This is a genomic window from [Pantoea] beijingensis (assembly GCF_022647505.1).
Taxonomy (GTDB): Bacteria; Pseudomonadota; Gammaproteobacteria; order Enterobacterales; family Enterobacteriaceae; genus Erwinia; species Erwinia beijingensis.
This window is the reverse complement of record NZ_CP071409.1, coordinates 569,888-595,872: the sequence shown is the minus strand read 5'-3', so window position 1 is coordinate 595,872 and position 25,985 is coordinate 569,888. Positions and strand designations below refer to the sequence as shown.

General features: G+C 52.0%; 22 protein-coding genes, 1 tRNA gene and 2 pseudogenes. 16 read left to right on the top strand and 9 right to left on the bottom strand.

Annotation, left to right across the window (positions count from 1 at the left end):
- Positions 1 to 152: 152 nt before the first annotated feature.
- The 4 genes and pseudogenes from J1C60_RS02760 to J1C60_RS02745 form a co-directional block, all read right to left on the bottom strand.
- Positions 153 to 464: a hypothetical protein gene (locus J1C60_RS02760; protein ID WP_128178532.1), complete on the bottom strand. Its 312-nt coding sequence runs from the start codon at positions 462 to 464 to the stop codon at positions 153 to 155.
- A gap of 249 nt (positions 465 to 713) precedes the next feature.
- Positions 714 to 899: pseudogene (locus J1C60_RS02755) on the bottom strand (helix-turn-helix domain-containing protein); the annotation flags it as partial.
- Positions 895 to 963: pseudogene (locus J1C60_RS02750) on the bottom strand (DUF4102 domain-containing protein); the annotation flags it as partial. The pseudogenes J1C60_RS02750 and J1C60_RS02755, both read right to left, overlap by 5 nt.
- A 198-nt stretch (positions 964 to 1,161) precedes the next feature.
- Positions 1,162 to 1,246: transfer RNA gene (locus J1C60_RS02745), tRNA-Leu, on the bottom strand.
- A 587-nt stretch (positions 1,247 to 1,833) separates the two neighbouring features.
- Here J1C60_RS02745 and J1C60_RS02740 point away from each other — a divergent pair.
- The 3 genes from J1C60_RS02740 to J1C60_RS02730 all read left to right on the top strand — a co-directional run bounded on the left by J1C60_RS02740 (position 1,834) and on the right by J1C60_RS02730 (position 5,440).
- On the top strand, positions 1,834 to 2,337 hold the full coding sequence (locus J1C60_RS02740) for a YjjA family protein (RefSeq protein ID WP_128178533.1): 504 nt from the start codon (positions 1,834 to 1,836) through the stop codon (positions 2,335 to 2,337).
- A gap of 255 nt (positions 2,338 to 2,592) precedes the next feature.
- Positions 2,593 to 4,095 (top strand): helicase HerA-like C-terminal domain-containing protein, encoded by a 1,503-nt coding sequence (locus J1C60_RS02735; RefSeq protein WP_128178534.1) that lies wholly within the window; start codon positions 2,593 to 2,595, stop codon positions 4,093 to 4,095.
- Between the two features lie 67 nt (positions 4,096 to 4,162).
- The gene (locus J1C60_RS02730) at positions 4,163 to 5,440 is read left to right on the top strand and encodes a DUF445 domain-containing protein (protein WP_128178535.1); all 1,278 of its coding nucleotides are present in this window, start codon (positions 4,163 to 4,165) and stop codon (positions 5,438 to 5,440) included.
- A gap of 64 nt (positions 5,441 to 5,504) precedes the next feature.
- Here the strand turns inward: J1C60_RS02730 and J1C60_RS02725 are convergent, their stop codons facing one another.
- Complete coding sequence (locus J1C60_RS02725) at positions 5,505 to 6,269, bottom strand: DeoR/GlpR family DNA-binding transcription regulator (protein ID WP_128178536.1); 765 nt, start codon at positions 6,267 to 6,269, stop codon at positions 5,505 to 5,507.
- A gap of 288 nt (positions 6,270 to 6,557) precedes the next feature.
- Between J1C60_RS02725 and otnK the strand changes: the two genes are divergently transcribed.
- The 5 genes from otnK to denD all read left to right on the top strand — a co-directional run bounded on the left by otnK (position 6,558) and on the right by denD (position 11,645).
- Complete coding sequence (gene otnK / locus J1C60_RS02720) at positions 6,558 to 7,826, top strand: 3-oxo-tetronate kinase (RefSeq protein ID WP_128178537.1); 1,269 nt, start codon at positions 6,558 to 6,560, stop codon at positions 7,824 to 7,826.
- Positions 7,823 to 8,458: a 3-oxo-tetronate 4-phosphate decarboxylase gene (gene otnC, locus J1C60_RS02715; RefSeq protein WP_128178538.1), complete on the top strand. Its 636-nt coding sequence runs from the start codon at positions 7,823 to 7,825 to the stop codon at positions 8,456 to 8,458. The genes otnK and otnC overlap by 4 nt, the downstream gene beginning before the upstream one ends.
- The gene (otnI, locus tag J1C60_RS02710) at positions 8,451 to 9,227 is read left to right on the top strand and encodes a 2-oxo-tetronate isomerase (protein WP_128178539.1); all 777 of its coding nucleotides are present in this window, start codon (positions 8,451 to 8,453) and stop codon (positions 9,225 to 9,227) included. Before otnC ends, otnI begins: the two co-directional genes overlap by 8 nt.
- 46 nt (positions 9,228 to 9,273) lie before the next feature.
- Positions 9,274 to 10,590, top strand: a complete 1,317-nt coding sequence (locus tag J1C60_RS02705; RefSeq protein WP_128178540.1) for an MFS transporter — start codon at positions 9,274 to 9,276, stop codon at positions 10,588 to 10,590.
- Positions 10,591 to 10,667: 77 nt separating this feature from the next.
- Positions 10,668 to 11,645 carry a D-erythronate dehydrogenase gene (gene denD, locus J1C60_RS02700; protein WP_128178541.1) on the top strand — a complete coding sequence of 326 codons (978 nt, stop codon included), beginning with the start codon at positions 10,668 to 10,670 and terminating at the stop codon, positions 11,643 to 11,645.
- 74 nt (positions 11,646 to 11,719) lie between these two features.
- Here the strand turns inward: denD and lptG are convergent, their stop codons facing one another.
- Entirely contained in the window at positions 11,720 to 12,796 is a 1,077-nt protein-coding gene (lptG, locus tag J1C60_RS02695; RefSeq protein ID WP_128178542.1) for an LPS export ABC transporter permease LptG, read from the bottom strand.
- Positions 12,796 to 13,896: an LPS export ABC transporter permease LptF gene (lptF, locus tag J1C60_RS02690; protein ID WP_128178543.1), complete on the bottom strand. Its 1,101-nt coding sequence runs from the start codon at positions 13,894 to 13,896 to the stop codon at positions 12,796 to 12,798. Before lptF ends, lptG begins: the two co-directional genes overlap by 1 nt.
- 264 nt (positions 13,897 to 14,160) lie before the next feature.
- Here lptF and pepA point away from each other — a divergent pair, with 264 nt between their 5' ends.
- From pepA to J1C60_RS02670, 4 genes are all read left to right on the top strand, one after another.
- Positions 14,161 to 15,672 carry a leucyl aminopeptidase gene (gene pepA, locus J1C60_RS02685; RefSeq protein WP_128178544.1) on the top strand — a complete coding sequence of 504 codons (1,512 nt, stop codon included), beginning with the start codon at positions 14,161 to 14,163 and terminating at the stop codon, positions 15,670 to 15,672.
- A 108-nt stretch (positions 15,673 to 15,780) separates the two neighbouring features.
- Complete coding sequence (locus J1C60_RS02680; protein WP_128178545.1) at positions 15,781 to 16,239, top strand: DNA polymerase III subunit chi; 459 nt, start codon at positions 15,781 to 15,783, stop codon at positions 16,237 to 16,239.
- Between the two features lie 5 nt (positions 16,240 to 16,244).
- Positions 16,245 to 19,100, top strand: a complete 2,856-nt coding sequence (locus J1C60_RS02675; protein ID WP_128178546.1) for a valine--tRNA ligase — start codon at positions 16,245 to 16,247, stop codon at positions 19,098 to 19,100.
- A 109-nt stretch (positions 19,101 to 19,209) separates the two neighbouring features.
- Positions 19,210 to 19,713 carry a GNAT family N-acetyltransferase gene (locus J1C60_RS02670; RefSeq protein WP_128178547.1) on the top strand — a complete coding sequence of 168 codons (504 nt, stop codon included), beginning with the start codon at positions 19,210 to 19,212 and terminating at the stop codon, positions 19,711 to 19,713.
- Here the strand turns inward: J1C60_RS02670 and miaE are convergent.
- On the bottom strand, positions 19,691 to 20,485 hold the full coding sequence (gene miaE, locus J1C60_RS02665; RefSeq protein ID WP_128178548.1) for a tRNA isopentenyl-2-thiomethyl-A-37 hydroxylase MiaE: 795 nt from the start codon (positions 20,483 to 20,485) through the stop codon (positions 19,691 to 19,693). The genes J1C60_RS02670 and miaE overlap by 23 nt on opposite strands.
- Before the next feature lie 63 nt (positions 20,486 to 20,548).
- Positions 20,549 to 20,968, bottom strand: a complete 420-nt coding sequence (gene rraB, locus J1C60_RS02660) for a ribonuclease E inhibitor RraB (RefSeq protein ID WP_128178549.1) — start codon at positions 20,966 to 20,968, stop codon at positions 20,549 to 20,551.
- A 164-nt stretch (positions 20,969 to 21,132) separates the two neighbouring features.
- On the opposite strand from rraB, the gene argF (J1C60_RS02655) reads away from it, so the two are divergent.
- The 4 genes from argF (J1C60_RS02655) to argF (J1C60_RS02640) all read left to right on the top strand — a co-directional run bounded on the left by argF (J1C60_RS02655) (position 21,133) and on the right by argF (J1C60_RS02640) (position 25,966).
- A complete protein-coding gene (gene argF, locus J1C60_RS02655; protein ID WP_128178550.1) occupies positions 21,133 to 22,143 on the top strand; it encodes an ornithine carbamoyltransferase in 1,011 nt (336 codons plus the stop codon).
- A 631-nt stretch (positions 22,144 to 22,774) separates the two neighbouring features.
- Entirely contained in the window at positions 22,775 to 23,995 is a 1,221-nt protein-coding gene (gene arcA, locus J1C60_RS02650) for an arginine deiminase (RefSeq protein WP_128178551.1), read from the top strand.
- Between the two features lie 21 nt (positions 23,996 to 24,016).
- Complete coding sequence (gene arcC / locus J1C60_RS02645) at positions 24,017 to 24,949, top strand: carbamate kinase (RefSeq protein WP_128178552.1); 933 nt, start codon at positions 24,017 to 24,019, stop codon at positions 24,947 to 24,949.
- A gap of 12 nt (positions 24,950 to 24,961) precedes the next feature.
- A complete protein-coding gene (gene argF, locus J1C60_RS02640; protein ID WP_128178553.1) occupies positions 24,962 to 25,966 on the top strand; it encodes an ornithine carbamoyltransferase in 1,005 nt (334 codons plus the stop codon).
- The last annotated feature ends 19 nt before the right edge of the window (positions 25,967 to 25,985 follow it).

Sequence of the window (25,985 nt, the reverse complement as noted above, 5' to 3'; positions counted from 1 at the left end):
ACTTAGCAAAATATAACACTGAGTTTGTTCAGTCAGGCACACAACACCAGGTGTACCTGTATTTCTCCGCGCGAATTTAAAATAAAAAAATCACAAAAAATTATTTTTATGCATGATTCTAAAAAATAAATCACTATCCATTTAAAATAGACTCATTTAAATAATAACGAAAAAAGGCCTATAAACATAACCATACCCATTATTACCTGGGATAGAACAATGAGAAAAGATATTGTTCCCAAAAAAGTGATTTTTCGCCTTAAAATAAACGTCAAGCCTGAAAGCACCAGGCAAAAAAGGATTACTTTCAAAAGATAACTTACAGGGACTAAAAAAGGGTAATTGCTATGAATCCCTGCAATCCCTATTAACCCAAGAAAGAAGCCTCCACAGAATCCCCATCCCCAAAAAGTCATTGGTAAACTCAATTTTCCAGTGACCAGATTTTTTAATACACTATACATTATTTCTTACTTCCTTGTTTTCAATAAGTTTTTCTCAGAACTTCTGATACATTTAAAATAGCGCACCATGTTTCATATCGTTGGCCGCAGCGATGAAGTGGAACACATATTTCAGATCCATATCAATGCATAAGTTAAGCTATGCCTTATAGTCTAATCCTTGAGCTTTTTTCTCAGCACCAGTATAGCCTCTATAAGAGGCTATACATATATATGCCCAGCATTTTGTCAAACCGCACAACGACTAAATCAAACCAACACCTTCAACCCATGCTTCTGCACCACAGTAAGCAGTTTCAGTGATAATCCACTCGGGCGCTTTACGCCACTTTCCCATTTTTGCACCGTTGATACACTGGTGTTCAGGTAACTGGCAAAAACGGGCTGACTAACGTTTAGCTTCTCGCGCAATGCTTTAATCTCAACAGGTTCCATCAGTAAGCTTATAGGCTTTTTCTTCAGGCTTAGCCGAACGAACCTTCACATCACTCAGAGCCATGATGAGTATCCTTTCAAGGGATCTGTGTGGGTACAAACATAATCGAACCGGGATATACCCGCAGATGTACCCACATCAGTAAGTTGATGTAGATTGAATCAGGTTGACTTATGTTGACTGAAAAGCGGGGTAAAGCCTTGCGGGGACTGGATTTTAGGCATAAAAAAAGACCTCAGTTGAGGTCTATTTACATACTAATGGTGCCGAAGGCCGGACTCGAACCGGCACGTATTTCTACGGTTGATTTTGAATCAACTGCGTCTACCGATTTCGCCACTTCGGCACGAAGAGGTATGCGGAAAACGTTGGGGATTATACCGTTACACAAGGCGTGCGCAACCTTAATCATTCAGCTTGCGATCTGAATGCTGAAAAAAACAGCGTCCTGCTTGTGGCAAAGCCAATTGACTCGTGTTTCTCCCGCTGTGCCTGATGCTTCACTTACGGGTTTCGGGTGTGCCACCTTCCTGGCTTCTGTTATCCATCCCGGCGTTCACCTCGGGGAGTGTCTGTACACGTGAAGGCATCACCAGGATAAATCCTGTTTATCCGCTTTTTCGCCAGCATCTACGCTGACATGGGAACTTCTGCATCGCGAAAAAGTCCCAATGGCTCTGACGCTCGCTTTCTTTTATACCGCAGGCTGTTGATAAACCGGCGATCGGAAAAAGACGATAACAGGGCCAACGCGGCGAGAACCGTTAGCGCGAACTCTGCGTTATGCCTGCCCCGTCAGGCAGCCGATGCTGTCATTCACGCAGTTGATGTTGATTATACTTATCCTCGCCATACGCTACGCAGTCGGGATAATAAGCCAGTAACGTGAAGTATCACGGGTCTGTGCATACGGAAAACAAACAGGGGTTTTACATGAAAAGTACCACTCAGCGGTTAGTCCTGGCTCTGAGCCTTTCTTCAGTATTAATGGCAGGCAGCGCCATGGCAGCCAGCTGGCAGGATCAGTTAAGCAGCGCAGCATCCGAGCTGACGCAAAAAAATGCAGACAACGCGACACCAGCGCAGGGGGGATTGTCGCTCTCTTCGCTGACCGGGTTGCTGAACGGTGGCGATAAGGCGGTAAGCTCAAACACCATGACCAACGCCGCCGGTATTATGGAGTACTGCGTTAAAAATAATGTGGTGAAGAATGGCGCGTCATCGGTAAAAGATCAGGTGCTGAGCAAGCTGGGGCTTAATAGCGGCACGGAGCAAGCGAAGCAAACCGATTATCAACAGGGGCTGATGGGCCTGCTTAACGCAGGTAACGGTCAGCAATTGGATCTGAAAAGCCTCGGCAATTCTCCTGTTGCACAGAAAGTGAAAACCAAAGCCTGCGATGTGGTATTGAAGCAGGGTAAATCCTTCCTTTCATAATCACGCAATGTTCTGAATAATCCGGGCTGCAGGCGTACTCTTCGCGCCTTCATTCGGATTATTCAGTTGCCGTGAAGACGTTTACCTTTAATAATTTGCGTCACTGAGTGCAGCGAATCAATTCGGCTGTTTCAAGGATGACGGGGCTCCCCCTCAATAATTCACATTGCTATGCGAAGCAAGTGCCGAAGCGTTGCTATTCTTAGATAGCGGGTATTCGATGCCGCGGGTACATTTCATCAGACGGAAATCCTCATGACCACACCACTGCTTATTGCTAAATCGACAGAAAAAGATCTTTGCCTGTTGCCTGATATGGCCAACCGTCATGGTTTGATTACCGGTGCCACAGGTACCGGTAAAACAGTGACGTTACAGAAGCTGGCAGAGTCTTTTTCCAGCATCGGCGTCCCGGTCTTTATGGCGGATGTGAAAGGGGATTTAACCGGCATCGCCAAAGCGGGCAGCAGCTCAGAGAAGTTACAGGCGCGCTTAGCCAGCATCGGCGTCACCGACTGGGCGCCGCAAAGTAATCCGGTGGTACTGTGGGATATTTTCGGTGAAAAAGGCCATCCGGTACGGGCAACAGTCTCCGATCTCGGCCCGCTGCTGCTGAGTCGGCTACTGAATCTGAATGAGGTGCAGTCTGGCGTATTGCAGATCATCTTCCGCGTCGCCGACGATCAGGGCCTGCTGCTGCTCGATTTCAAAGATCTGCGCGCCATGACGCAGTATATCGGCGAAAATGCCAAATCTTTTCAGGCGCAGTACGGCAATATCAACAGCGCGTCGGTGGGTGCGATTCAACGCGGCCTGCTCTCGCTGGAACAGGAAGGCGCAGAGTACTTCTTTGGCGAGCCGATGCTGGATATCAAAGACTGGATGCGTACCGATGAGCAGGGCCGCGGCGTTGTCAATATTCTCTCGGCAGAGAAGCTGTATCAGATGCCAAAACTCTATGCCACTACCCTGCTGTGGTTACTTTCTGAATTGTATGAGCAACTCCCGGAAGCGGGCGATCTGGAAAGACCCAAACTGGTGTTCTTTTTTGATGAAGCCCATCTGCTGTTTAACGACGCGCCCACGGTGTTACTGGATAAAATCGAACAGGTTATCCGCCTGATCCGCTCCAAAGGCGTCGGCGTTTATTTTGTCTCACAGAACCCGTCAGATATTCCCGATAACGTCCTCGGTCAGTTAGGTAACCGCGTGCAGCATGCGCTGCGTGCCTTTACGCCGAAGGATCAAAAAGCGGTAAAAAGCGCGGCAGAAACCATGCGCGCTAATCCGGATTTCGATACCGCTAGCGCCATTCAGGAGTTGGGTACCGGCGAAGCGTTGATCTCTTTCCTGGACGAAAAAGGCAGCCCGACCATCGTGGAACGCGCGTCTGTTATCGCGCCCTTCTCCCGGATGGGGCCAGTTACTGATGACGAGCGCAACGGCTTGCTGAATCACTCACCGCTGTACGGCAAATATGATGAGGCCGTTGACCGTGAATCCGGCTATGAAATGCTGCAAAAAGGGATGCAGAACGCAACGGAAAAAGAGAAGACACCGCCAGTGAAAGGGGAATCCGTGGCGGTGGATAACGGTATTCTTGGCGGGCTCAAAGATATTCTGTTTGGTACGACCGGGCCGCGCGGCGGCAAGCATGACGGACTGGTGCAAACCGTGGCGAAAAGCGCCACCCGGCAGATAACCAATCAGATTATTCGTGGCGTACTGGGCAGTATTATGGGAGGACGCCGCCGCTAACGCATGCTGCGGAAAGCGCTCTGTGGGCATTCAGAAAAATCAGGGCGCGGCCAACAAGGAAAGGATAATGGATAAAGAAAACGAGCTCCGGCGTGTTAAGCGAATTCCCCTGCTGCTGCTGTTTATCGCGGCAGGAACCTTTGTCACCACGCTGTTCTTTCCGCCAAACTTTTGGCTTAGCGGGATTAAAGCCATTGCCGAAGCGGCGATGGTGGGCGCGCTGGCGGACTGGTTTGCCGTTGTTGCACTCTTCCGCCGCGTGCCAGTGCCGCTGATTTCTCGCCATACGGCGATCATTCCGCGTAATAAAGATCGCATCGGTGAAAATCTGGGGCGTTTTGTGCAGGAGAAGTTCCTTGATACGCCCTCACTGCTGGCGCTGATCCGTCGCCACGATCCGGCATTGATGATTGCTAACTGGCTGCATGTACCCGCAAATGCTGGGCGGCTCGGCAGACATGTGCTGCAGGCAATGCGTGGCTTTCTTGATTTCACCGATGATACCCGTATCCAGCACTTTATCCGCCGCGCGGTACATAAGGCGATTGATAAGGTCGATTTCACCCAGTCCAGTGCGATGCTGCTGGAAAGCCTGACAAAAAATAACCGCCATCAGGTGCTGCTGGATTCCGCTATCCGGCAGTTACTCACGTTAGTCAATCGCCCGACAACCCGCGCGTTTATCGCCATGCAGATAGTGCATTGGCTGAAGCGCGAACATCCCATTAAAGAAAAAATGCTACCCAGCGAATGGCTTGGCGAGCACAGTGCCGATCTGGTCGCACGCGCGGTCAACTCCATTCTTGACGATGTGGAACAGGATCAGGGGCATGAGTTAAGGCTTGGCTTTAACCGTGCAGTGCAGCGGCTGATTGAAAAGTTAAAAAACGATCCCGAGATGGCGCAACGCGCCGAAGAGATCAAAGGCTGGTTAAAAGAAGACGAGGCGCTGAACGGCTATATCGGCGAATTGTGGGGCGACCTGCGCGGCTGGCTGAAAAACGATTTAAAGAGTGAAAACTCTGCGGTACAGGCAAAAATGACCGAAGCCGGGCACTGGTTCAGTGAAACACTGCTTAATGATGCTGCACTGCGCGCATCGCTGAATCAACACATGGAAGAAGCCGCCAGCAGCCTGGCGCCTGAGTTCTCGACCTTTTTAACTCGCCATATTACCGACACGGTTAAAAGCTGGGATGCGCGCGAACTCTCCCATCAGATTGAAGTGAATATCGGTAAAGACCTGCAGTTTATCCGCATCAACGGCACGCTGGTTGGCGGTACGATCGGCCTGCTGCTGTATCTGCTTTCGCAGTTGCCGCACTGGATAGCATTTTCGGGGTAATCCCTGCGCCAGTGGCAACGCCTGAAGGCGATTGCTACCAGCGAGGGGGTCAACCCGGCACCGGTCAGGCCTGATGCAGTTCAATTCCCCGGTCGTGGATGTGCGCGATTGCCGTCGCGGGGAGATGCTCATCGCTGATGATGCTATCAAAAGCTGAAAGCGGCAGCGCCAGGTAATTCGCAATTTTGCCGTATTTTGAGGCATCAGCTAGCAGCACGCGGCGGCTGCTGATTTTCGCCACCGCTTGTTTCACCGCCACTTTATCCTCATGGGGAGTCGAGATCCCTCTTTCGTTCCAGCATGCAGCAGAAATAAAGGCGATATCGATAAACAGGTTTTGCAGCATCGCAGCTGCTAACGTGCCAACACAGGAACGGTTTTCGCGGCATAGCGTACCGCCGGTATGCACCATCTGACAGCGTGTATGCTCCGTAATAAATGCAGCAATCACAAAGTCATTGGTCACAACCAGCAGATCATCGCGTCCGGCCAGCGCATGCGCCAGCGCCAGCGTCGTCGTGCCCGCATCCAGGTAAATGCTGCTGTTCATTGGGATCAACTGTGCCGCCGCCCGTCCAATAGCTTCCTTCTCATGCGGATACATCACGGTTTTATCCTGATGCGAAGGCTCCGCCAGTAGCCGCTGACGTTCAGGTAAGGCAATACCGCCAGAGACAATCGCAATCGCATTCAGGCTTTCCAGCTTCTGAATATCGCGCCTGATGGTCATATGAGAAACCTGAAAGCATTCCATCAGCTCCATCAGGCTAATCACACCTTTTTCCGTCACCATAGCCAGAATTTGCTGTTGTCTTTCAATGGGAAGCATAACGTTTTTCATCCTGTCGTCTGTTGCGCGTTATTTTAACGTGGATATCGCACTGGACAACATTATTTCACAACAAGGAGGCTAAAAAGCATGCCACCCTCCCTTTCCTGCGCAGTAACGCCCTCTCTTGGTGTTATTTATTGTTAAAAAACGTTCTTAAATGTGATTAAACCCACAATATCTCATCCTGCATTATTTTATCTTAACGTTAAACCACATCATTTAACTTAATTTCACACTCACGGAACGGTGTCAAAGCGAGTGACCATTGCAGGGGAATAAAAGCATATGAGGCTTGGTGTAATTGCTGATGATTTTACCGGCGCAACCGACATTGCCAGCTTTCTGGTCAATAACGGCATGGCAACCGTACAGTTTAACGGCTGCCCCACTCAGGGTTTTACCGAACAGGCCGATGCACTGGTTGTTAGCCTGAAGACGCGATCTTGCCCAACAGACCTTGCCGTGAGCGCCGCCCTGAATGCATTGCGCTGGCTTCAGCAGCAGGGCTGCAGCCATTTTTACTTTAAATATTGCTCAACTTTCGACAGTACCGAGCGCGGCAATATCGGCCCGGTCACCGATGCGCTGCTGCTGGCGCTGGACGAAACGCTGACCATTATCTCTCCGGCGCTGCCAGTGAATGGACGCAGCGTCTATAAAGGTTATTTGTTTGTCGGTGACGTATTACTTGCAGAATCGGGTATGCGTAACCATCCGATCACCCCAATGCGCGACAGCTATTTACCCCGTCTGATGGATGCCCAGGCCAGCGGTAAGTGCGGCGTCATTGATGCGCAGAGTATTGAACGCGGCGTACAGACCGTTAAACAGCAACTGATCCAGCGCCAGGCGGAGGGTTTCCGCTATGTCGTGCTTGATGCGCTCTCTGAACAACATCTTATTACCCAAGGCGCTGCCGTGGCCGATATGAAACTGGTGACTGGCGGTTCCGGGCTGGCTATCGGTATCGCGCGTCAGTGGCAACGTGAAACATCTCTGCCGCCGTTACAGGGCGCGATGTGGCAGCGTTCCGGTCGTAGCGTGGTGCTGTCCGGCTCCTGTTCCGAACGCACCAACGAGCAGGTCGCACACTATCGTCAGTTGGCACCCTCACAAAGCGTAGACGTTGAACCGCTGCTGGCTGGCGAACTCACCGTAGAGGCCTATGCCCATACCCTTGCTGAGTGGGTATTGGCACAACCCACCTCGCCTGCGCCGCTGGTGTATGCCACTTCTGCGCCAGAAGTGCTGCATGTTATTCAGCAGCGTTTTGGCGTGGAAAAAAGCAGTTCGGTGATTGAAGCCCTCTTTTCCCGTCTCGCCGGGGAGCTTTGCCAGGCCGGGATCGGCAATTTTATTGTCGCAGGAGGCGAAACTTCCAGCGCCATTACCCAAACGCTGAACGTACATGCCTTCCATATTGGCCCATCCGTCTCACCGGGTGTGCCATGGATTAAGGCAATTAACCAACCGGTTTATCTGCTGCTTAAATCCGGCAACTTTGGCGATATCAACTTCTTTGCCCGCGCTCAACACCAGGAGTTTACATCATGAATGAACAACAACAGCGCCAGCAGATGGTCACCATCGCCCGTTCTTTTTACCAACGTGGCTATGCGACCGGCTCAGCCGGCAATCTTTCAGTTCTGCTGGAGGATGGTGCGATCCTCGCGACACCAACCGGCTCTTGCCTCGGTGAACTGGAGGCGGATGACCTGTCAAAAGTGACGCTGGCCGGCGAATGGATTTCAGGTAAGAAGCCCTCAAAAGAGGTCAGTTTTCATCTGGCGCTGTATAACCATAACCCGGCGTGTCTGGCGATTGTACACCTGCACTGCCACTACCTGACGGCGCTTTCCTGCCTCAATAATCTGAATACGGAAAGTGCGATGACGCCCTGCACACCCTATGTGGTGATGCGCGTTGGCGATATTCCCGTGGTGCCCTATTTTCGTCCGGGCGACCCGCAGATTGGCGAATACCTCAGCGCAAGAGCAAAGCAGCATCGGGCCTTTCTGCTGGCCAACCACGGCCCGGTGGTAATGGGAAAAACGCTGCGTGACGCAACCGACAACCTTGAAGAGATGGAAGCAGCGGCTCGTCTGTTCTTTACGTTGGAAAACTATCCGGTTCGCTACCTGAGTAGCGATGAAATCGCCACGTTGCGGAGCGCCTACAATGCTTAAACTTGCCGCTAATCTCTCGATGCTATTTACCGAACTGCCATTTATGCAACGCTTTGCGGCAGCAGCAGACGCAGGCTTCAAAGCGGTAGAAATGCTGTTTCCTTATGACTATCCGGTCGATGAACTCAAGCGGCAGTTGGATGATCACCAGCTACAGCTGGTGCTGTTTAATACACCGCCGGGCAACGTTGCGGCCGGTGAATGGGGGATCGCGACCCTGCCTGGCCGTGAAACGCAAGCACGCCAGGATATTGATTGCGCACTGCAATATGCCCACGCTCTCGGCTGCCCCTCACTGCACCTGATGGCCGGTGTGGTAACGCCCACAGCCGATGCCGCTGCATGCCGCGAAACCTTTATTGATAATGTCCGCTATGCCGCCGATCGTGCGGCACCGCTCGGCATAAATATTATGCTGGAAGCCCTTAGCCCTCAGGTGCGAGCTAACTATCTGTATTCCAGTCAGTGGCAAACTCTGGCGGTGTGCGATGCCGTCTCCCGCACTAACGTTTTTGTACAACTGGATCTGTTCCATGCGCAGATAGTCGACGGCAATCTGACCAACCTGATCAAAACGCTCGGGCAACGTATCGGGCATGTACAAATTGCCTCCGTACCCGATCGGCATGAGCCGGACGGCGGAGAAACACATTATCCATGGCTATTTTCCGTGCTGGAAGAGGTGAAATACAGCGGTTATATCGGCACGGAATATCATCCGGCGAACGGTACGCTACCGGGACTGCGCTGGGCAAAACCTTATCTTTAAAAACCCTACCCTATGCAAACCAGGCTTTACCTGAGGCTTAATAATTATGACGATTTCATCCTCAATCACGTACGACAGCGCGGCCATTACTCCGGCAGAAGAGCTGTTATGGAAGAAGGTGATGTGGCGTATTCTGCCGCTGCTGATGCTCTGCTATATCGTAGCGTATCTGGACCGCATTAATGTGGGTGTCGCTAAGCTACAGATGTCAGCAGACCTGTCTTTTTCCGATGCCGTTTATGGATTAGGTGCCGGGATCTTCTTCCTCGGCTATTTTTTCTTTGAGATCCCAACCAACCTCGCCCTGCACCGCTTTGGCGCCCGCCGACTAATCGGCAGCATTCTCATCTCATGGGCAGTGATTGCACCCTGTACCGCCTTTGTCACCACGCCAATGCAGTTCTATCTCGTGCGCTTTTTACTGGGCGTTGCAGAAGCAGGATTCTATCCCGGTGTGATTTTATATCTCTCTTTCTGGTTCCCGAGCTGGCGGCGCGGCAGGATGTTTGCGCTGTTTGCCACCGCGGTGCCGGTGTCTGGCGTAATTGGCAGCCCGCTTTCCGGCTGGATTATGGAATATTTTAACGGTAGCTACGGCATGGAAGGCTGGAAATGGTTGTATATCATTGAAGGTCTGCCTTCGCTGTTGATTGGTGCAATCGTGATCTATTTTCTGACCGATCGCATTGAACAGGCTAGCTGGCTTACCCGCGATGAAAAAGATCTGATGACCAAGCGGCTGGCCGAAGACAGCGCCCAGCATGAGGCACATGACGTCAGCATTTGGGCGGTGTTCCGTAATAAAAAAGTCTGGCTACTGACCTTTATCTATTTTTGCCTGATTGCCGGATTTTATACCGTCGGCTTCTGGCTACCAACGCTGGTACATAACGCGGGCGTGACCGATATTTTTACCGTTGGTCTGTTAACCGCCATCCCTTACGCAGCCGCCATTGTCACTATGCTGGTTGCCTCACGCAGCGCAGATAAACACCGGGAACGCCGCTGGCACTTAGCCTTTATTGCCATTCTGAGCGGTGTTGGCATGGTGATCTCCGCGATGTACAGCCACAACCTGATTATCTCAATGATTGGCTTAACCCTCGGCGCTGCCGGAGGTCTGAGCACCTTACCGATGTTCTGGAGCCTGCCAACCGCCTTTCTCGGCGGGTCCATGGCCGCCGTGGGTATCGCATTAATCAACTCTTTTGGCAACCTGGCCGGCTTCGTAGCGCCTTATCTGATGGGGCTGCTCAATGACCTGACGCATTCAACCCAGTCTGGCGTGCTGATTATCTCCGCCACGCTGTTTGTTGGCGCGGCAGCGGTGTTTTTGATCCCGGCGCGCATGGTGAATCGATAACGGTTTGTTCTGAATATTCTCAGGATGTGGACCATACGCTGCATCCTGAAAACTGATAAATATTGACGAGGTACGTAATGAACATATTAGTCACTGGTGCCGCAGGCTTTCTCGGCAAAAAATTAATTACCGCACTGTTGGCGGGTGGACAACTGACGGATCAGCATGGGCAGCGCCGTGATATTCAGCGCATTATCGCCTGTGATCGGGTGGCTCTGGGCGGTATAGATGACCCGCGTCTCGATATCCGCAGCGGGGATATCAGCGATAAAGCGTGGTTGGATCAAGTGCTGCAAGAGGATATTGACTCCGTGTTTCATCTGGCCGCTATCGTGTCAGGCCAGGCTGAACAGGAATTTGAACTGGGCATGACGATTAACTTTGATGCAACCCGCCATTTGTTTGAAGGGCTGCGTCAGCAAGGGCGTAAACCTAAAGTGGTGATCACCAGCTCAGTTGCGGTATTCGGCGGTGAACTTCCACTTCAGGTCCCCGACGAGCAGGTATGGATGCCACAAAGCTCCTACGGGATTCAAAAGGCTATGAACGATCTGCTACTTTCCGATTACAGCCGCCGTGGCTGGCTCGACGGACGTAGTTTACGTATGCCAACCATTGTCGTACGTCCGGGAAAACCCAATCAGGCAGCGTCCAGTTTCGCCAGCGGGATCATCCGTGAACCGCTAAACGGTGAGGCGGCACGCTGTCCGGTGGCGCTTGATACTCGCCTGTGGTTACTTTCACCAGCGAAAGCGATTGAGGCATTGATTCAGGGGCATGAACTGGACGCCGGTTCGCTCAGCAGCGGACGCGTCATCAATATGACCGGGCTGTCCGTTACGGTGCAGCAGATGATTGATGCGCTGCGCCGCGTCGCAGGTGATGACGTGGTGGCACGTATCGACTATCAGCGTGACAGCAATGTAGAGAAGATTGTGAACTCCTGGCCCGGCGACTTCCTGGCGACCTATGCGAAACAGCTGGGTTTCCGTGGCAACCAGGATTTTGATGAGATTATCCAGGAATACATTGCTGAGGCAGGCTTAGGCGCTTAACCCCCTTCAGACAAGCGATATGCGAACGGCGTTGAGAAAAAAGCGGGATACCCCGCTTTTTAATGGCTTTTGACTTACCGCCGCTTCAACAACATAAAGACGCTGATGGCAAAGAAGGCCGCACTGGGCAAAATCGCGCCCAGCACCGGCGGCAGGCCATAGACCAGGCTGAGGGGACCAAAGATTTCATCCAGCACATAGAAGACAAAACCGAAGCTAATACCGGTCACCACGCGTACGCCCATGGAAACACTACGCAGCGGGCCAAAAATAAATGACAGCGCCATCAGCATCATGACTGCCACGGAGAGCGGCTGAAAGATTTTGCTCCACATGTTCAGTTGATAGCGCCCAGACTCCTGGCCACTCTGTTTCAGGTATTTCGAATAGTTGTACAGCCCGCTGATCGACAGTGCATCCGGATCCAGCGCCACAACACCTAATTTATCCGGCGTCAGCGCGGTTTTCCACTCGCCCCCCACCATCTGATTCCCACGCACCTGCTGCGGGTCGGTCAGATTGGACTCATCGACCTGCGACAGTTTCCAGACCTTTTTATCCGCATCATAAGCGGCGGAAGCCGCGTAGCGAACGCTCTGCAAACGCCTCGCGTCATTAAAGCTGTAGATACTGACGCCGCCAATTTCGTTATTACTTTTAATCCGCTCAATAAAGATAAAGTTGTTGCCATCCTTTGCCCACAGGCCATTCTGTGTTGACATCAGCGAGCCACCCACCAACTGCTGGGCCCGGTAGTTACGCGCCGACTGCTCGCCCTGCGGGGCGACGAATTCGCCGATTGCCATGGTTAACAACACCAGCGGAATTGCGGTTTTCATCACTGATAGCGCAATCTGCAGACGGGTAAAACCGGAGGCCTGCATCACGACCAGCTCGCTACGCTGGGCCAGGGTTCCCAATCCCAACAGTGCGCCAAGCAACGCCGCCATCGGAAAGAAAATTTCGATATCTTTTGGGACACTGAGCACAGTATACAAACCCGCGCCCAGCGCGGTGTAAGCACCCTGCCCGGTTCTGCGCAGCTGATCGACAAATTTGATAATGCCGGAGAGCGACACCAGCATGAATAGCGTAAGCATGATGGTGTTAAAGATGGTTTTACCGATGTATCTGTCGAGAACGCCAAACATTACGCCATACCTCCCTTGCTAAAGCGGGCACGGAAACGCCGCATTGGCACCGTGTCCCACAGGTTAAGGGCCACGGCCAGCGTCAGGTATGCGATGTTAACCAGCCACATCCAGATGGCCGGATCGAGACGACCTTTACTGCCATTAGAACGCAATGAACTTTGTAACAGGAAGAAAATAAGATACAGCAGCATTGCCGGAAGCATCGACAACACACGCCCCTGCCGTGGGTTCACCACGCTCAGCGGTACCACCATCAGCGCCATCACCAGCACCGAGAAAATCAGCGTAATACGCCAATGCAGTTCGCTGCGAAAATCCGCATTATGGGTGGTCAACAGCGCGTGAATCCCGGCCTGTGCGGAATCATTCGGATCCAGCGTCACCGATTTATAGCCCACAATAGCCTGATAGTTAGTGAAATCGGTAATGCGGAAGTCTTTCAGTAGCGCCGTGCCTTCAAACCGGGTGCCTTTATCCAGCGTCACGACCTGCGAACCGTCGCGGCGCTGGTCCATATGACCGCTGTCCGCCAACACCACGGAAGGACGGGCATTCCCATTTGGACGCAGCTGCGCGAGGAACACATGACCGAAGTCGTTGCCCTTCACGTTCTCGATAAACAGTACCGAGTTGCCGTCGCCTGACTGCTGAAACTGCCCTGCAGCCAGTGCCGCTGCGCCAGGGTTAGCTTTCGCATTTTGGGTGACCTCGCTTTGATAGCGAGCCGACCAGGGCCCCAGCCAAATGACGTTGACCGCCGCGACCGCCGCAGTCAGCAACATCAAAATCATCGCCGCCTTCACCAGTACAGCCTTACTCAGGCCGCAGGCGTGCATCACCGTAATTTCACTTTCGGTGTAGAGGCGGCCAAGGGTCATTAAAATGGCCAGAAACAGGCTTAGCGGCAGGATAAGCTGCGCCATTTCCGGTACGCCAAGGCCTAACAATGTCAGAACTAAATTTGTAGGAATTTCGCCATCCACCGCGGCACCCAGAATCCTGACGAGCTTCTGACAAAAGAAGATCAACAACAGGATAAAGAGTATAGCCAACTGGCTTTTGAGCGTTTCCCGAACCAGATATCTAATGATGATCACGCTTAGTACGCCTGTGAAAACTTGTCTTTTTGCAGGAAAATCGATAGTTTCAACGCTTACCCGCCATTTTTTGTTAAATATGGCCGTCGTCATAGCTAATATTGTATGACACAAGCGTTTAGGTGGCACAAAAAATAGCCGTTGTCACCGAAACTCAATCTGACGTCCGTTTACTAAACGTCGTTACGCAACGGTTTATCAGTTACGAAAGCGCTACATTCTAGCCGCAGCCGACGCCGTTGTCTTTAAGATTCAGGAGAGTGCATGGAGTTCAGTGTAAAAAGCGGTAGCCCGGAAAAACAGCGCAGTGCCTGTATTGTCGTTGGCGTCTTTGAACCGCGTCGGCTGTCACCGATTGCTGAACAGCTGGACAAAATCAGTGATGGCTATATCAGCGCCCTGCTGCGTCGAGGCGAACTGGAAGGTAAACCAGGCCAGACCTTACTTCTGCATCATGTGCCTAATATTTTGTCTGAGCGTATTTTACTGATTGGCTGCGGCAAAGAGCGCGAGCTCGATGAGCGTCAGTACAAGCAGGTGATCCAGAAGACCATTAATACCCTTAACGATACCGGCTCAATGGAGGCTGTCTGCTTCCTGACCGAGCTGCACGTTAAAGGTCGCAACACTTACTGGAAAGTACGCCAGGCGGTGGAAACGGCGAAGGAGTCGCTGTACAGCTTCGACCAGTTGAAGAGCAATAAAACCGAGCCGCGCCGTCCTCTGCGTAAGATGGTGTTCAACGTGCCCACGCGCCGTGAGCTGACCAGTGGTGAGAGAGCGATTCAACACGGGCTGGCTATCGCTTCTGGTATACGTGCGGCGAAAGATCTCGGCAATATGCCACCCAATATCTGCAACGCGGCTTACCTGGCTTCCCAGGCGCGTCAGCTGGCCGATAACTACAGCAAAAATATTACTACCCGCGTTATCGGTGAGCAGCAGATGAAAGAGTTGGGCATGAATGCCTATCTGGCCGTTGGCCAGGGCTCGCAGAATGAATCACTGATGTCAGTAATTGAGTACAAGGGCAATCCGGATCCGGAAAGCAAACCTATCGTGCTGGTGGGTAAAGGGCTGACGTTCGACTCCGGTGGTATCTCCATCAAACCTGCCGAAGCCATGGACGAAATGAAGTACGATATGTGCGGCGCAGCATCGGTGTATGGCGTGATGCGCATGGTCGCCGAGCTGAATCTGCCGTTGAACGTGGTGGGTGTGCTGGCGGGCTGCGAAAACATGCCTGGCGGGCGCGCTTTCCGTCCGGGTGACGTGTTAACGACCATGTCCGGTCAAACTGTTGAGGTGTTAAATACCGATGCGGAAGGCCGTCTGGTGCTGTGTGACGCATTGACCTACGTTGAGCGTTTCGAGCCAGAAGTGGTGATTGATATCGCAACGTTAACCGGCGCCTGCGTGATCGCACTTGGCCACCATATTAGCGGGTTACTCTCCAACCATAACCCGCTGGCGCATGAACTGATTAGCGCGTCCGAGCAGGCCGGTGACCGCGCGTGGCGTTTACCGATGGCGGATGAGTATCAGGAACAGCTGGAGTCTAACTTCGCCGATATGGCCAATATCGGTGGCCGCCCCGGCGGCGCAATTACCGCCGCCAGTTTCCTGGCGCGTTTTGCCCGCAAGTATAACTGGGCGCACCTGGATATCGCCGGTACCGCATGGCGCTCCGGCAAAGCAAAAGGCGCCACCGGACGTCCGGTAGCCCTACTGTCGCAGTTTCTGCTGAACCGTGCGGGACTAAACGGCGACGATTGATCGGACAATGATGGATAATACGGCGCGGCGCAGGCTGTTGCCGATAACCTGCCGTCAGGGCGGAAGCGATTCCGCCCGTTTTACTTTCACTTTCTTCAGGCATCACACATGAAAAACGCGACCTTCTACCTGCTGGACACCGAGACGCCGGTCGACGGGCTTAGCGCGCTTGAAGCGTTAGCCTGCGATCTGGCGGAAGCGCGCTGGCGCGCAGGGAAACGCGTGTTGATCGCCTGTGAAAATGAGCAACAGGCCATCAAGCTGGATGAAGCCTTATGGCAGCGTCCAGCCAGCGCTTTCGTACCGCATAATTTGGCCGGTGAAGGTCCGAAATACGGCGCACCGGTTGAACTGGCCTGGCCGCAGCGCCGCGGTAATTCACCGCGTGACCTGCTGATCAGCCTGCTGCCTCAGTTCGCAGATTTTGCCACCGCTTTCTATGAAGTGATAGACTTCGTCCCTTACGAAGCATCTCTTAAACAGCTGGCGCGCGACCGCTATAAAGCGTATCGCAGCGTCGGGTTCCACTTGAATACGGCCACGCCACCGCAGCCACAAACGACATAGCAGAAATGGAAAAGACATATAACCCGCAAGAGATCGAACAGCCGCTGTACGAGCACTGGGAAAAGCAGGGCTACTTTAAACCGAATGGCGATACCAGCCAGGAAAGCTTCTGCATCATGATCCCGCCGCCGAACGTGACCGGCAGCTTGCATATGGGTCACGCCTTCCAGCAAACCATTATGGATACCATGATCCGCTACCAGCGTATGCAGGGGAAAAACACCCTGTGGCAGGCCGGAACCGACCATGCTGGTATCGCCACCCAGATGGTGGTTGAACGTAAGATTGCCGCCGAAGAGGGTAAGACGCGCCAGGATTATGGCCGTGATGCCTTTATCGAGAAAATCTGGCAATGGAAAGCAGAATCAGGCGGTACCATCACGCGTCAGATGCGTCGTTTGGGGAACTCTGTCGATTGGGAACGTGAGCGTTTCACGATGGATGAAGGCTTGTCCAACGCGGTGAAAGAGGTGTTTGTGCGCCTGCACAAAGAGAACCTGATTTATCGCGGTAAACGCCTGGTCAACTGGGATCCGAAACTGCGCACCGCCATTTCCGATTTGGAAGTGGAAAACCGCGAATCCAAAGGTTCAATGTGGCACCTGCGCTATCCGCTGGCCGATGGCGCGAAAACCGCCGACGGTAAAGATTATCTGGTGGTTGCCACCACCCGTCCGGAAACCGTGCTGGGCGACACCGGTGTGGCGGTCAACCCGGAGGATCCGCGTTATAAAGATTTGATCGGTAAGTTCGTCGTGCTGCCGCTGGTGAATCGCCGTATTCCGATTCTGGGCGACGAGCACGCCGATATGGAAAAAGGCACCGGCTGCGTGAAGATCACCCCGGCGCACGATTTTAACGACTACGAAGTGGGCCGCCGCCATAAGCTGCCGATGATCAATATCCTGACCTTTGACGGCGATATCCGTGAAAGCGCTCAGGTTTATGATACTAATGGCGAAGCCTGTGAAGCTTACGATAGTGCTATCCCGGCGCCATTCCAGAAGCTGGAACGTTTTGCGGCACGTAAAGCGATCGTGTCGGCGCTTGACGATCTCGGCCTGCTGGATGAGATCAAAGCACACGACCTGACGGTGCCTTACGGCGATCGCGGCGGCGTGGTGATCGAACCGATGCTGACCGATCAATGGTACGTCCGTACCGCGCCGCTGGCGAAAGTGGCTGTTGAAGCCGTTGAGCAAGGTGAGATCCAGTTTGTCCCTAAGCAGTACGAAAATATGTATTTCTCCTGGATGCGCGACATTCAGGACTGGTGTATTTCACGCCAGCTGTGGTGGGGACATCGCATCCCAGCCTGGTACGATGTAGACGGCAATGTCTATGTCGGACGCAATGAAGAAGAGGTGCGCGCTGAACATCACCTGGGGCAGGACATTGTGCTGACTCAGGATGAAGACGTGCTGGACACCTGGTTTTCATCTGGCCTGTGGACCTTTTCCACACTGGGCTGGCCGGAAAATACCGAAGCACTGCGTACCTTCCACCCGACCAGCGTGCTGGTTAGCGGCTTTGACATTATTTTCTTCTGGATTGCACGCATGATCATGCTGACCATGCACTTTATCAAAGATGAAAACGGCAAACCGCAGGTGCCGTTTAAGACCGTCTACATGACCGGTCTGATCCGTGATGAGGAAGGGCAAAAGATGTCGAAGTCGAAAGGCAACGTCATCGATCCGCTGGATATGGTGGACGGTATTTCGCTGCCGGACCTGCTGGAGAAACGTACCGGCAATATGATGCAGCCGCAGTTGGCCGAGAAAATCCGCAAGCGTACCGAAAAACAGTTCCCGAACGGGATTGAACCACACGGCACCGATGCACTGCGTTTCACCCTGGCGGCGCTGGCCTCAACCGGCCGTGATATCAACTGGGATATGAAGCGACTGGAAGGCTACCGCAACTTCTGTAATAAGCTGTGGAACGCCAGCCGCTTTGTGCTGATGAATACCGAAGATCAGGATTGCGGCCAGCACGGCGGCGAGCGCGTGTTGTCACTGGCCGATCGCTGGATTCTGGCGGAGTTTAACCAGACGGTGAAAGCCTATCGTGAAGCGCTGGATAGCTATCGCTTTGATATTGCAGCTAATATTCTTTATGAGTTCACCTGGAACCAGTTCTGTGACTGGTATCTGGAGTTGACGAAGCCTGTGATGAATGGCGGTTCAGAAGCGGAACTGCGCGGCACGCGCCACACGCTGGTTGAGGTGCTGGAGTCGTTGCTGCGCCTGGCGCATCCGATTATTCCATTCATTACCGAAACCATCTGGCAACGCGTGAAAGTGCTGAAAGGTATTACCGCCGATACCATCATGCTGCAGCCGATGCCGGCCTTTGATGCCAATAAAGTGGACAGTGCTGCACTGGCTGATACCGAATGGCTGAAGCAGGCTATCGTCGCAGTACGTAATATCCGTGCTGAGATGAATATTGCACCGGGCAAGAAGCTGGATGTGCTGTTGCGCGGGGCCAGTGCTGAAGCGCAGCGCCGCGTCACCGACAATAACAGCTTCCTGCAAACGCTGGCACGCTTGGACAGTATTACCCTACTGCCGACGGACGATAAAGGCCCGGTTTCTGTCACCAAGCTGATCGACGGCGCGGAGTTGCTGATCCCGATGGCCGGCCTGGTGGATAAAGCCGCCGAGCTGGATCGTCTGGCGAAAGAGGTTGCTCGTCTGGAAGCTGAGATCGGTCGCATCGCGGGTAAACTTGCCAATGAAGGCTTTGTCGCACGTGCACCGGAAGCGGTGGTGGCGAAAGAGCGTGAGCGTATGGCTGAATGTGAACAGGCAAAAGTAAAACTGATTGAACAGCAGGCCGTCATTGCTGCATTGTAAGTAACCTTGCGTTTTATCCCCGCCATGACTGGAGTAGCACTTTCAGCATCGGCGGGGATGACTCTATTCCACTGTCCAGGTTTACCTCCCGACCTCTGGCGATAATTTTATGACAACGACCACACAACTCAATCTGCGCATTCGCCCCATCAAAGCGGAAGATAATCGCGCTATCGCTGGCGTGATCCGCGCAGTCTCTGCCGAGTTCGGACTCACCGCAGATAAGGGCTTTACGGTTGCCGATCCCAACCTTGATAGTCTGTTTGAACTGTACGGCGCAGCCAACAGCGCTTACTGGGTTATTGAACTGGAAGGGGAGGTTGTCGGCGGCGGCGGCGTTGCGCCACTGCAAGGCAGCGAACCTGATATCTGTGAACTGCAAAAGATGTATTTTTTACCCATCGTTCGCGGTCTGGGACTGGCACGCCAGCTGGCGATGCAGTCGATGGATTTCGCCCGTGAACGTGGCTTTACCCGCTGCTATCTGGAGACGACCGCTTCACTAACGCGCGCCGTAGCGCTCTATGAGAAACTGGGATTCCACCATCTTGACAACCCACTGGGCTGTACCGGCCATGTCGACTGTGAAGTCAGGATGTTAAAATCGTTGTAGCCCCGCTTAGCGCGTCACCGGGCACCCCACTGTGAAAGCGGAGCTCATTGTCCAGCGTCTGAATTAAGCGCGCTTCCGCTTCGCCAATCTTCCTGACCCGCATGCTGATATCAACCGGTGAAACCCGTGCAGCCAGCGCCAGATAGTCCTGATAGTGGCGCGCTTCAGAACGCAACAGTGAAGTATAAAATCGTGCAAGGTCCTCATCCAGATAAGGCGCCAGGCTGGCAAAACGCTCACAGGAGCGCGCTTCAATGTAGGCACCACAAATCAGTTTATCGACCAGCGTATCCGGCTCATGTGTGATCACTTCCCGCAGTAATCCTTTAGCATAACGACTGGCGGTGATTTTGACATAAGGGATATGACGCGCCTGCATAATCTCCAGTACCTGATAAAAATGGTGCAATTCCTCTTTGATCAACATCACCATCTTTTCCACCAGCTCATCGGCGTAGGGAAGATTACCGCGAATGATTACATTTTTTGACAGGCTCTTATGATCATTGAGGAAGTGAAGATCATAGTTTTCACTATGAACGAAATTCTCGTAAGGCTTTAGCCAGGTCAGTAGCGCATCACCACTCTCTTTGTCCGCGACATATTTACGGATCAGCCAAATTGCGGTTTGAGCCGCTTTCAGTTCGCACACCAGATGATCGGTGAGCAGCGTCGGCAGGTTTTCCGGCTTGCACGCCTCATCGATCCAGGCTTGCGGTGTACGGCAGTGCAGAAAGGCATGTAAAGGGGCGAGGAGTTGCTGGTAGCTCATTGCGGTAAAACGGTCCGGTTACAGGTAAGTAAAACGGGCGGCATGCGGGCCGCCCGCGGAAGATTAGTGACGGACGCCGTCATCCTCATCATCATCAATATCTTCCTCATCACCCTCTTCGTCATCTTCATCGCCTTCGAAGTAGGTTCCCCAACCGTCATAATCAACGTTAAATTTCATCGCCAGCTCGATCAGCTGTTCAACCTGTACATCAATCAATTCCGCATTCAGCGCGCATTCGGAAATCGCATCACAGCAGATGACTTTGGTGCCATCTTCCAGCTCCAGTTCTTCCGCATCCGTTGCTTCATAACCCAGTTTGAACGCCTCTACGGCGACCTTCTCCAGGATATCGAAGTTAGTGCTTGAGAAGTGATGCTCAATCGTATAGAGCGCGTCAGGATCGCTGCCGTCATCCAACAGCTCTTCAATAATCAGACGAGTCTCTTCGCGCTGATCTTCCAACAGTGATTCCTTAGACATGGTTCAATTCCTCAAAAGTGCGGGCGAATATTTTATTATTTTCCCACAGTGCCCCTCGCGCCACTACACAAAAAGATAAGTTTCTTTTTTCTGGGGTTGAATATGAATATTCATTCGGTTAAATTGAATTTTAATTCAATATAAGATGTCACACGGAGTGCTGTATGAGTAAGTTATATCAACGCCATTTTCTCCGGCTGCTTGATTTTACCCCCGCTGAAATTAACGCCCTGCTTGCCCTATCCGCCTCACTAAAAACCGATAAGAAAAATGGCGAAGAAGTTCAACACCTGAAAGGTAAAAACATCGCGCTCATCTTCGAAAAAGACTCAACCCGGACCCGGTGTGCTTTCGAGGTTGCCGCATTCGATCAGGGGGCTAACGTCACTTATCTTGGCCCAAGCGGCAGTCAGATCGGCCATAAAGAGTCGATCAAAGATACGGCTCGCGTACTGGGGCGCATGTACCACGGCATTCAGTACCGCGGCTACGAACAAAAGGTTGTTGAAACTCTGGCGCAGTATGCTGGTGTACCTGTGTGGAATGGTTTGACGAATCAGTTCCATCCCACCCAGTTATTGGCCGATCTGCTGACGATGCAGGAGCATCTGCCGCGAAAGCCGTTGAAAAATATGACACTGGTTTATGTAGGTGATGCACGCAATAATATGGGCAACAGCATACTGGAAGCAGCCGCGGTGATGGGACTCGATTTACGCCTGGTCGCCCCAAAAAGCTGCTGGCCGGATGAAGCGCTGGTGACTGAATGCCGCCAGCTCGCACAACAGACCGGCGGCAAGATTACCTTAACAGAATCGGTTACCGAGGGCGTTATCGGGGCAGATTTCATCTATACCGATGTGTGGGTCTCAATGGGAGAGCCCAAAGAAGTCTGGCAAAGCCGTATTGCGATGCTGCGTTCCTACCAGGTGAATATGGCGATGCTGAAACTCACCGGTAACCCACAGGTGAAATTTTTGCACTGTCTGCCTGCCTTCCACGATAAACAAACGACGCTGGGCCAACAGATAGCGGAACATTATCATCTGCACAATGGCATGGAAGTCACCGATGAGGTGTTTGAATCCTCGCACAGCATTGTGTTCGATCAGGCGGAAAACCGTCTGCATACCATTAAAGCGGTTCTTGTCGCGACACTTTCATCGCAACTCTGATTATTTCTGCATTTTTCGCTCCGGAGACGGAGCGAAAATCCCCCTCAATTGATTTCTCCCCTGCCCCTGATTATTCAGAACATATAATTATCCTGGTTACTTTTTTTATACATAAACTCATGCAAAATAAATATTCACCAAAACAGCATAGAGGAAAAACCCTTATAGTGCATCAGTTGCTGGATAGCCGTTGTTAATAGTAAAAAATAAATAATAAACAAACTTACATCACAATTTTATATGAATAAAAAAAACACCACTCAGGAATAATTATCCGAAATAAAATGTGTTTTTTAAAATAATTTAACGCCTTTTAATGATATTCATGCAGAGAGCAAATAAAACCATTAAAAAACAAATAAATAAACAAAACACTAACGTTAAAAATGATACAAAAATCATGTTAATGAAATAATAAAACAATACTCATAAATAGTTATTCACCACAATAAAAAACAGATTAAACATAAAGTGACCGTCATCAAAAACATATTACTTAACTATTTTTTTCGCTATTTACGTGAGTCCAGTCATCTTATTCACCCCTTCAAAAGATAATATCCATCATTAGTGAATATCATCAGCTAACGATATTCCCCTTAACGTTATTTACTGAGATATGGAAATGTCGATGAATAAACATTATGTCGGTTCAGAAATCGGGCAGCTTCGTTCTGTGATGCTGCATCGTCCTTGTTTAAGTCTGCAAAGACTCACCCCGTCAAACTGCCAGGAACTCCTGTTTGATGATGTTCTTTCCGTCGAAACGGCGGGAGAAGAACACGATATCTTTGCCTCCACGCTGCGTAAACAAGGTGTTGAAGTTCTACTCCTTACCGATTTATTAACGGAAACACTTAATCAACCGGAGGCCAAGCGCTGGCTACTGGAAACACAAATCTCCGATTACCTGCTGGGCCCCTCTTTCGCAACCGATATTCGTGACTGGCTGGCCGGGCAACCGCAGCGCCAGTTAGCCAGATATCTAACCGGCGGACTCACCTACAGCGAAATCCCACAAAATTTCAGCAGCATGGCGATTGATACACATCAGTTGACGGATTTCATTATGGCACCGCTGCCAAACCATCTGTTTACCCGTGACGCATCCTGCTGGATATATAACGGTGTCTCTATCAATCCCATGGCGAAACCTGCTCGCCAGCGTGAATCGAATAATCTGCGGGCGGTATATCGCTGGCATCCCGCCTTCACTGATGGCGAGTTTATTAAATACTTTGGTGATGAGCCACTGAACTACGAACATGCCACTCTGGAAGGCGGCGATGTACTGGTTCTGGGACGTGGCACGGTATTAATCGGTATGTCAGAGCGCACCACCATCTACGGTATTGAATTCCTGGCTCGTTCACTCTTTCAGCACCAGCAGGCCACCCAGGTCATTGTCCTGGAACTGCCAAAGCTCCGGGCCTGTATGCATCTTGATACGGTCATGACCCATCTCGATCTTGATACCTTTTCTATTTATCCGGAAGTCATTGGTCCCCAGACACGCTGCTGGGTGTTAACCAGTGACGGACATAATGGCCTGAAGCGTCGTGAAGAACCTTCACTGACGAAAGCGCTGGAGAAGGGGCTGGGGATTGATCAACTGAAATTCATTACCACCGGTGGTGACAGTTTTGAAGCAGAACGCGAACAGTGGAACGACGCCAATAACGTATTGACGATCCGCCCTGGCGTGGTGATTGGCTATGAGCGTAATACCTATACCAATGAGAAATATGACAAGGCGGGCATAACCGTGCTGCCCATTCCCGGCAACGAGCTGGGGCGTGGACGTGGTGGCGCACGCTGTATGAGCTGTCCGCTGGAACGCGACAGTATTTGAGCCAGATAAAGGAAGAATGTCATGACTAAACCTCTGTTGGTTATCGCATTGGGTGGTAACGCGCTGTTAAAACGTAAAGAACCGCTGGAAGCCAATATTCAGTACCGTAACGTTCAACAAGCGGCACAGATGATTGCCACGCTTGCCACACAGTGGCGCATCATTGTGGTTCACGGGAATGGCCCCCAGGTAGGTCTGCTGGCACTACAAAACAGCGCTTACGAGGCCGTTTCACCTTACCCACTTGACGTACTGGTTGCTGAAACCCAAGGCATGATTGGCTACATGCTGCAGCAGGCGCTAAATAACCTTTTACCTCAACATCCCATCACCACGCTCCTGACGCAGGTGGAAATCAACCGGCAGGATCCGGCGTTTTTGAACCCGACTAAATATATCGGCCCACTTTATCCGGTCGATCGTGGCCGGGAGGTCGGTGAACAGATGGGCTGGACCATGAAGCTGGACGGCCAGCATATGCGCCGCGTCGTTCCCTCACCACAACCGCTGCGCATCATAGAAAATGACGCGATCATGACGCTGCTGAAAGAGGATCACCTCATTATTTGCAACGGTGGTGGAGGTATTCCGGTAGAGCGTGACGCAGCGGGCATGCTGATGGGGGTACAGGCCGTCATTGATAAAGATCTCTCAGCGGCACTGCTCGCTCGTCAGATTAAAGCGGATGCCCTACTGATCCTGACCGACGCCGATGCCGTCTATCGCGACTGGGGCACCGCAGCTCAGCAGGCGCTCACCCAGGTGACGCCCAATGATCTGCAGGAAATGACATTTGATGCGGGTTCAATGGGGCCAAAAATCACCGCAGCCTGTGATTTTGTTACCCACTGCCATGGCATCGCTGGCATTGGTTCCCTTGAAGATGCCAGCAACATTCTCTCCGGCGGGAAAGGAACCCGCATCTGTCCCAACCTTAATCATCCACTTATTTAATAAGGACATATTATGACAACGTCATTGTCTCGCCGTCATTTTCTGAAACTACTTGATTTCAGTTCACAGGAGATCCAGTCGCTCATCGATCTGGCGTTCAGGTTGAAAAAGGATAAATACGCAGGCCGGGAGCAGCAGAAACTGCAGGGAAAAAATATCGCGCTGATTTTTGAAAAAACCTCAACCCGCACCCGCTGTGCCTTTGAGGTTGCCGCTTACGATCAAGGTGCCCGAGTGACCTATCTTGCCCCTGGCGGTTCACAAATCGGTCATAAGGAATCGATGAAGGATACCGCTCGGGTGCTGGGCCGCATGTATGACGGAATTGAATACCGTGGTTTTGGCCAACACATTGTTGAAGAGCTGGCGCAATATGCTGGCGTCCCCGTATGGAATGGGCTGACTGATGAGTTTCATCCTACGCAAATCCTCGCCGACCTGATGACTATGCTTGAGCATTTACCCGGTAAGAAACTCCAGCAAATCTCCTTCGCCTACCTCGGCGACGCGCACAATAACATGGGGAATTCACTGATGGTGGGGGCCGCAAAAATGGGGATGGATATTCGCCTGGTCGCACCTGAAGCAAGGTGGCCTGATGCTGGACTGGTGGCGCAATGCCGGGCGATAGCCAGTGAAACCGGTGGCAAAATCACTCTGACAGAAAATGTCGAGGAAGGCGTTAAGCACGTCGACTTTCTCTATACCGATGTCTGGGTCTCTATGGGCGAGCCTAAGGAAGCATGGGATGAACGCATCGCGCTAATGAAACCCTATCAAATCAATCAGCAGGTTATTGATGCCACACTCAATCCTGACGTGAAATTTATGCACTGTTTGCCCGCCTTCCATAATGCCGAGACGTCAGTAGGACGTGACATCGAAAGCCGCTGGGGTATGCCTGGGCTGGAGGTGACGGAAGAGGTATTTGAATCGCCGTATTCTATCGTCTTTGATGAGGCGGAAAATCGTATGCACACCATCAAAGCCGTGATGGTCGCGACTCTCGGTAGCTAGCAGACCGCATCGCCAGCTC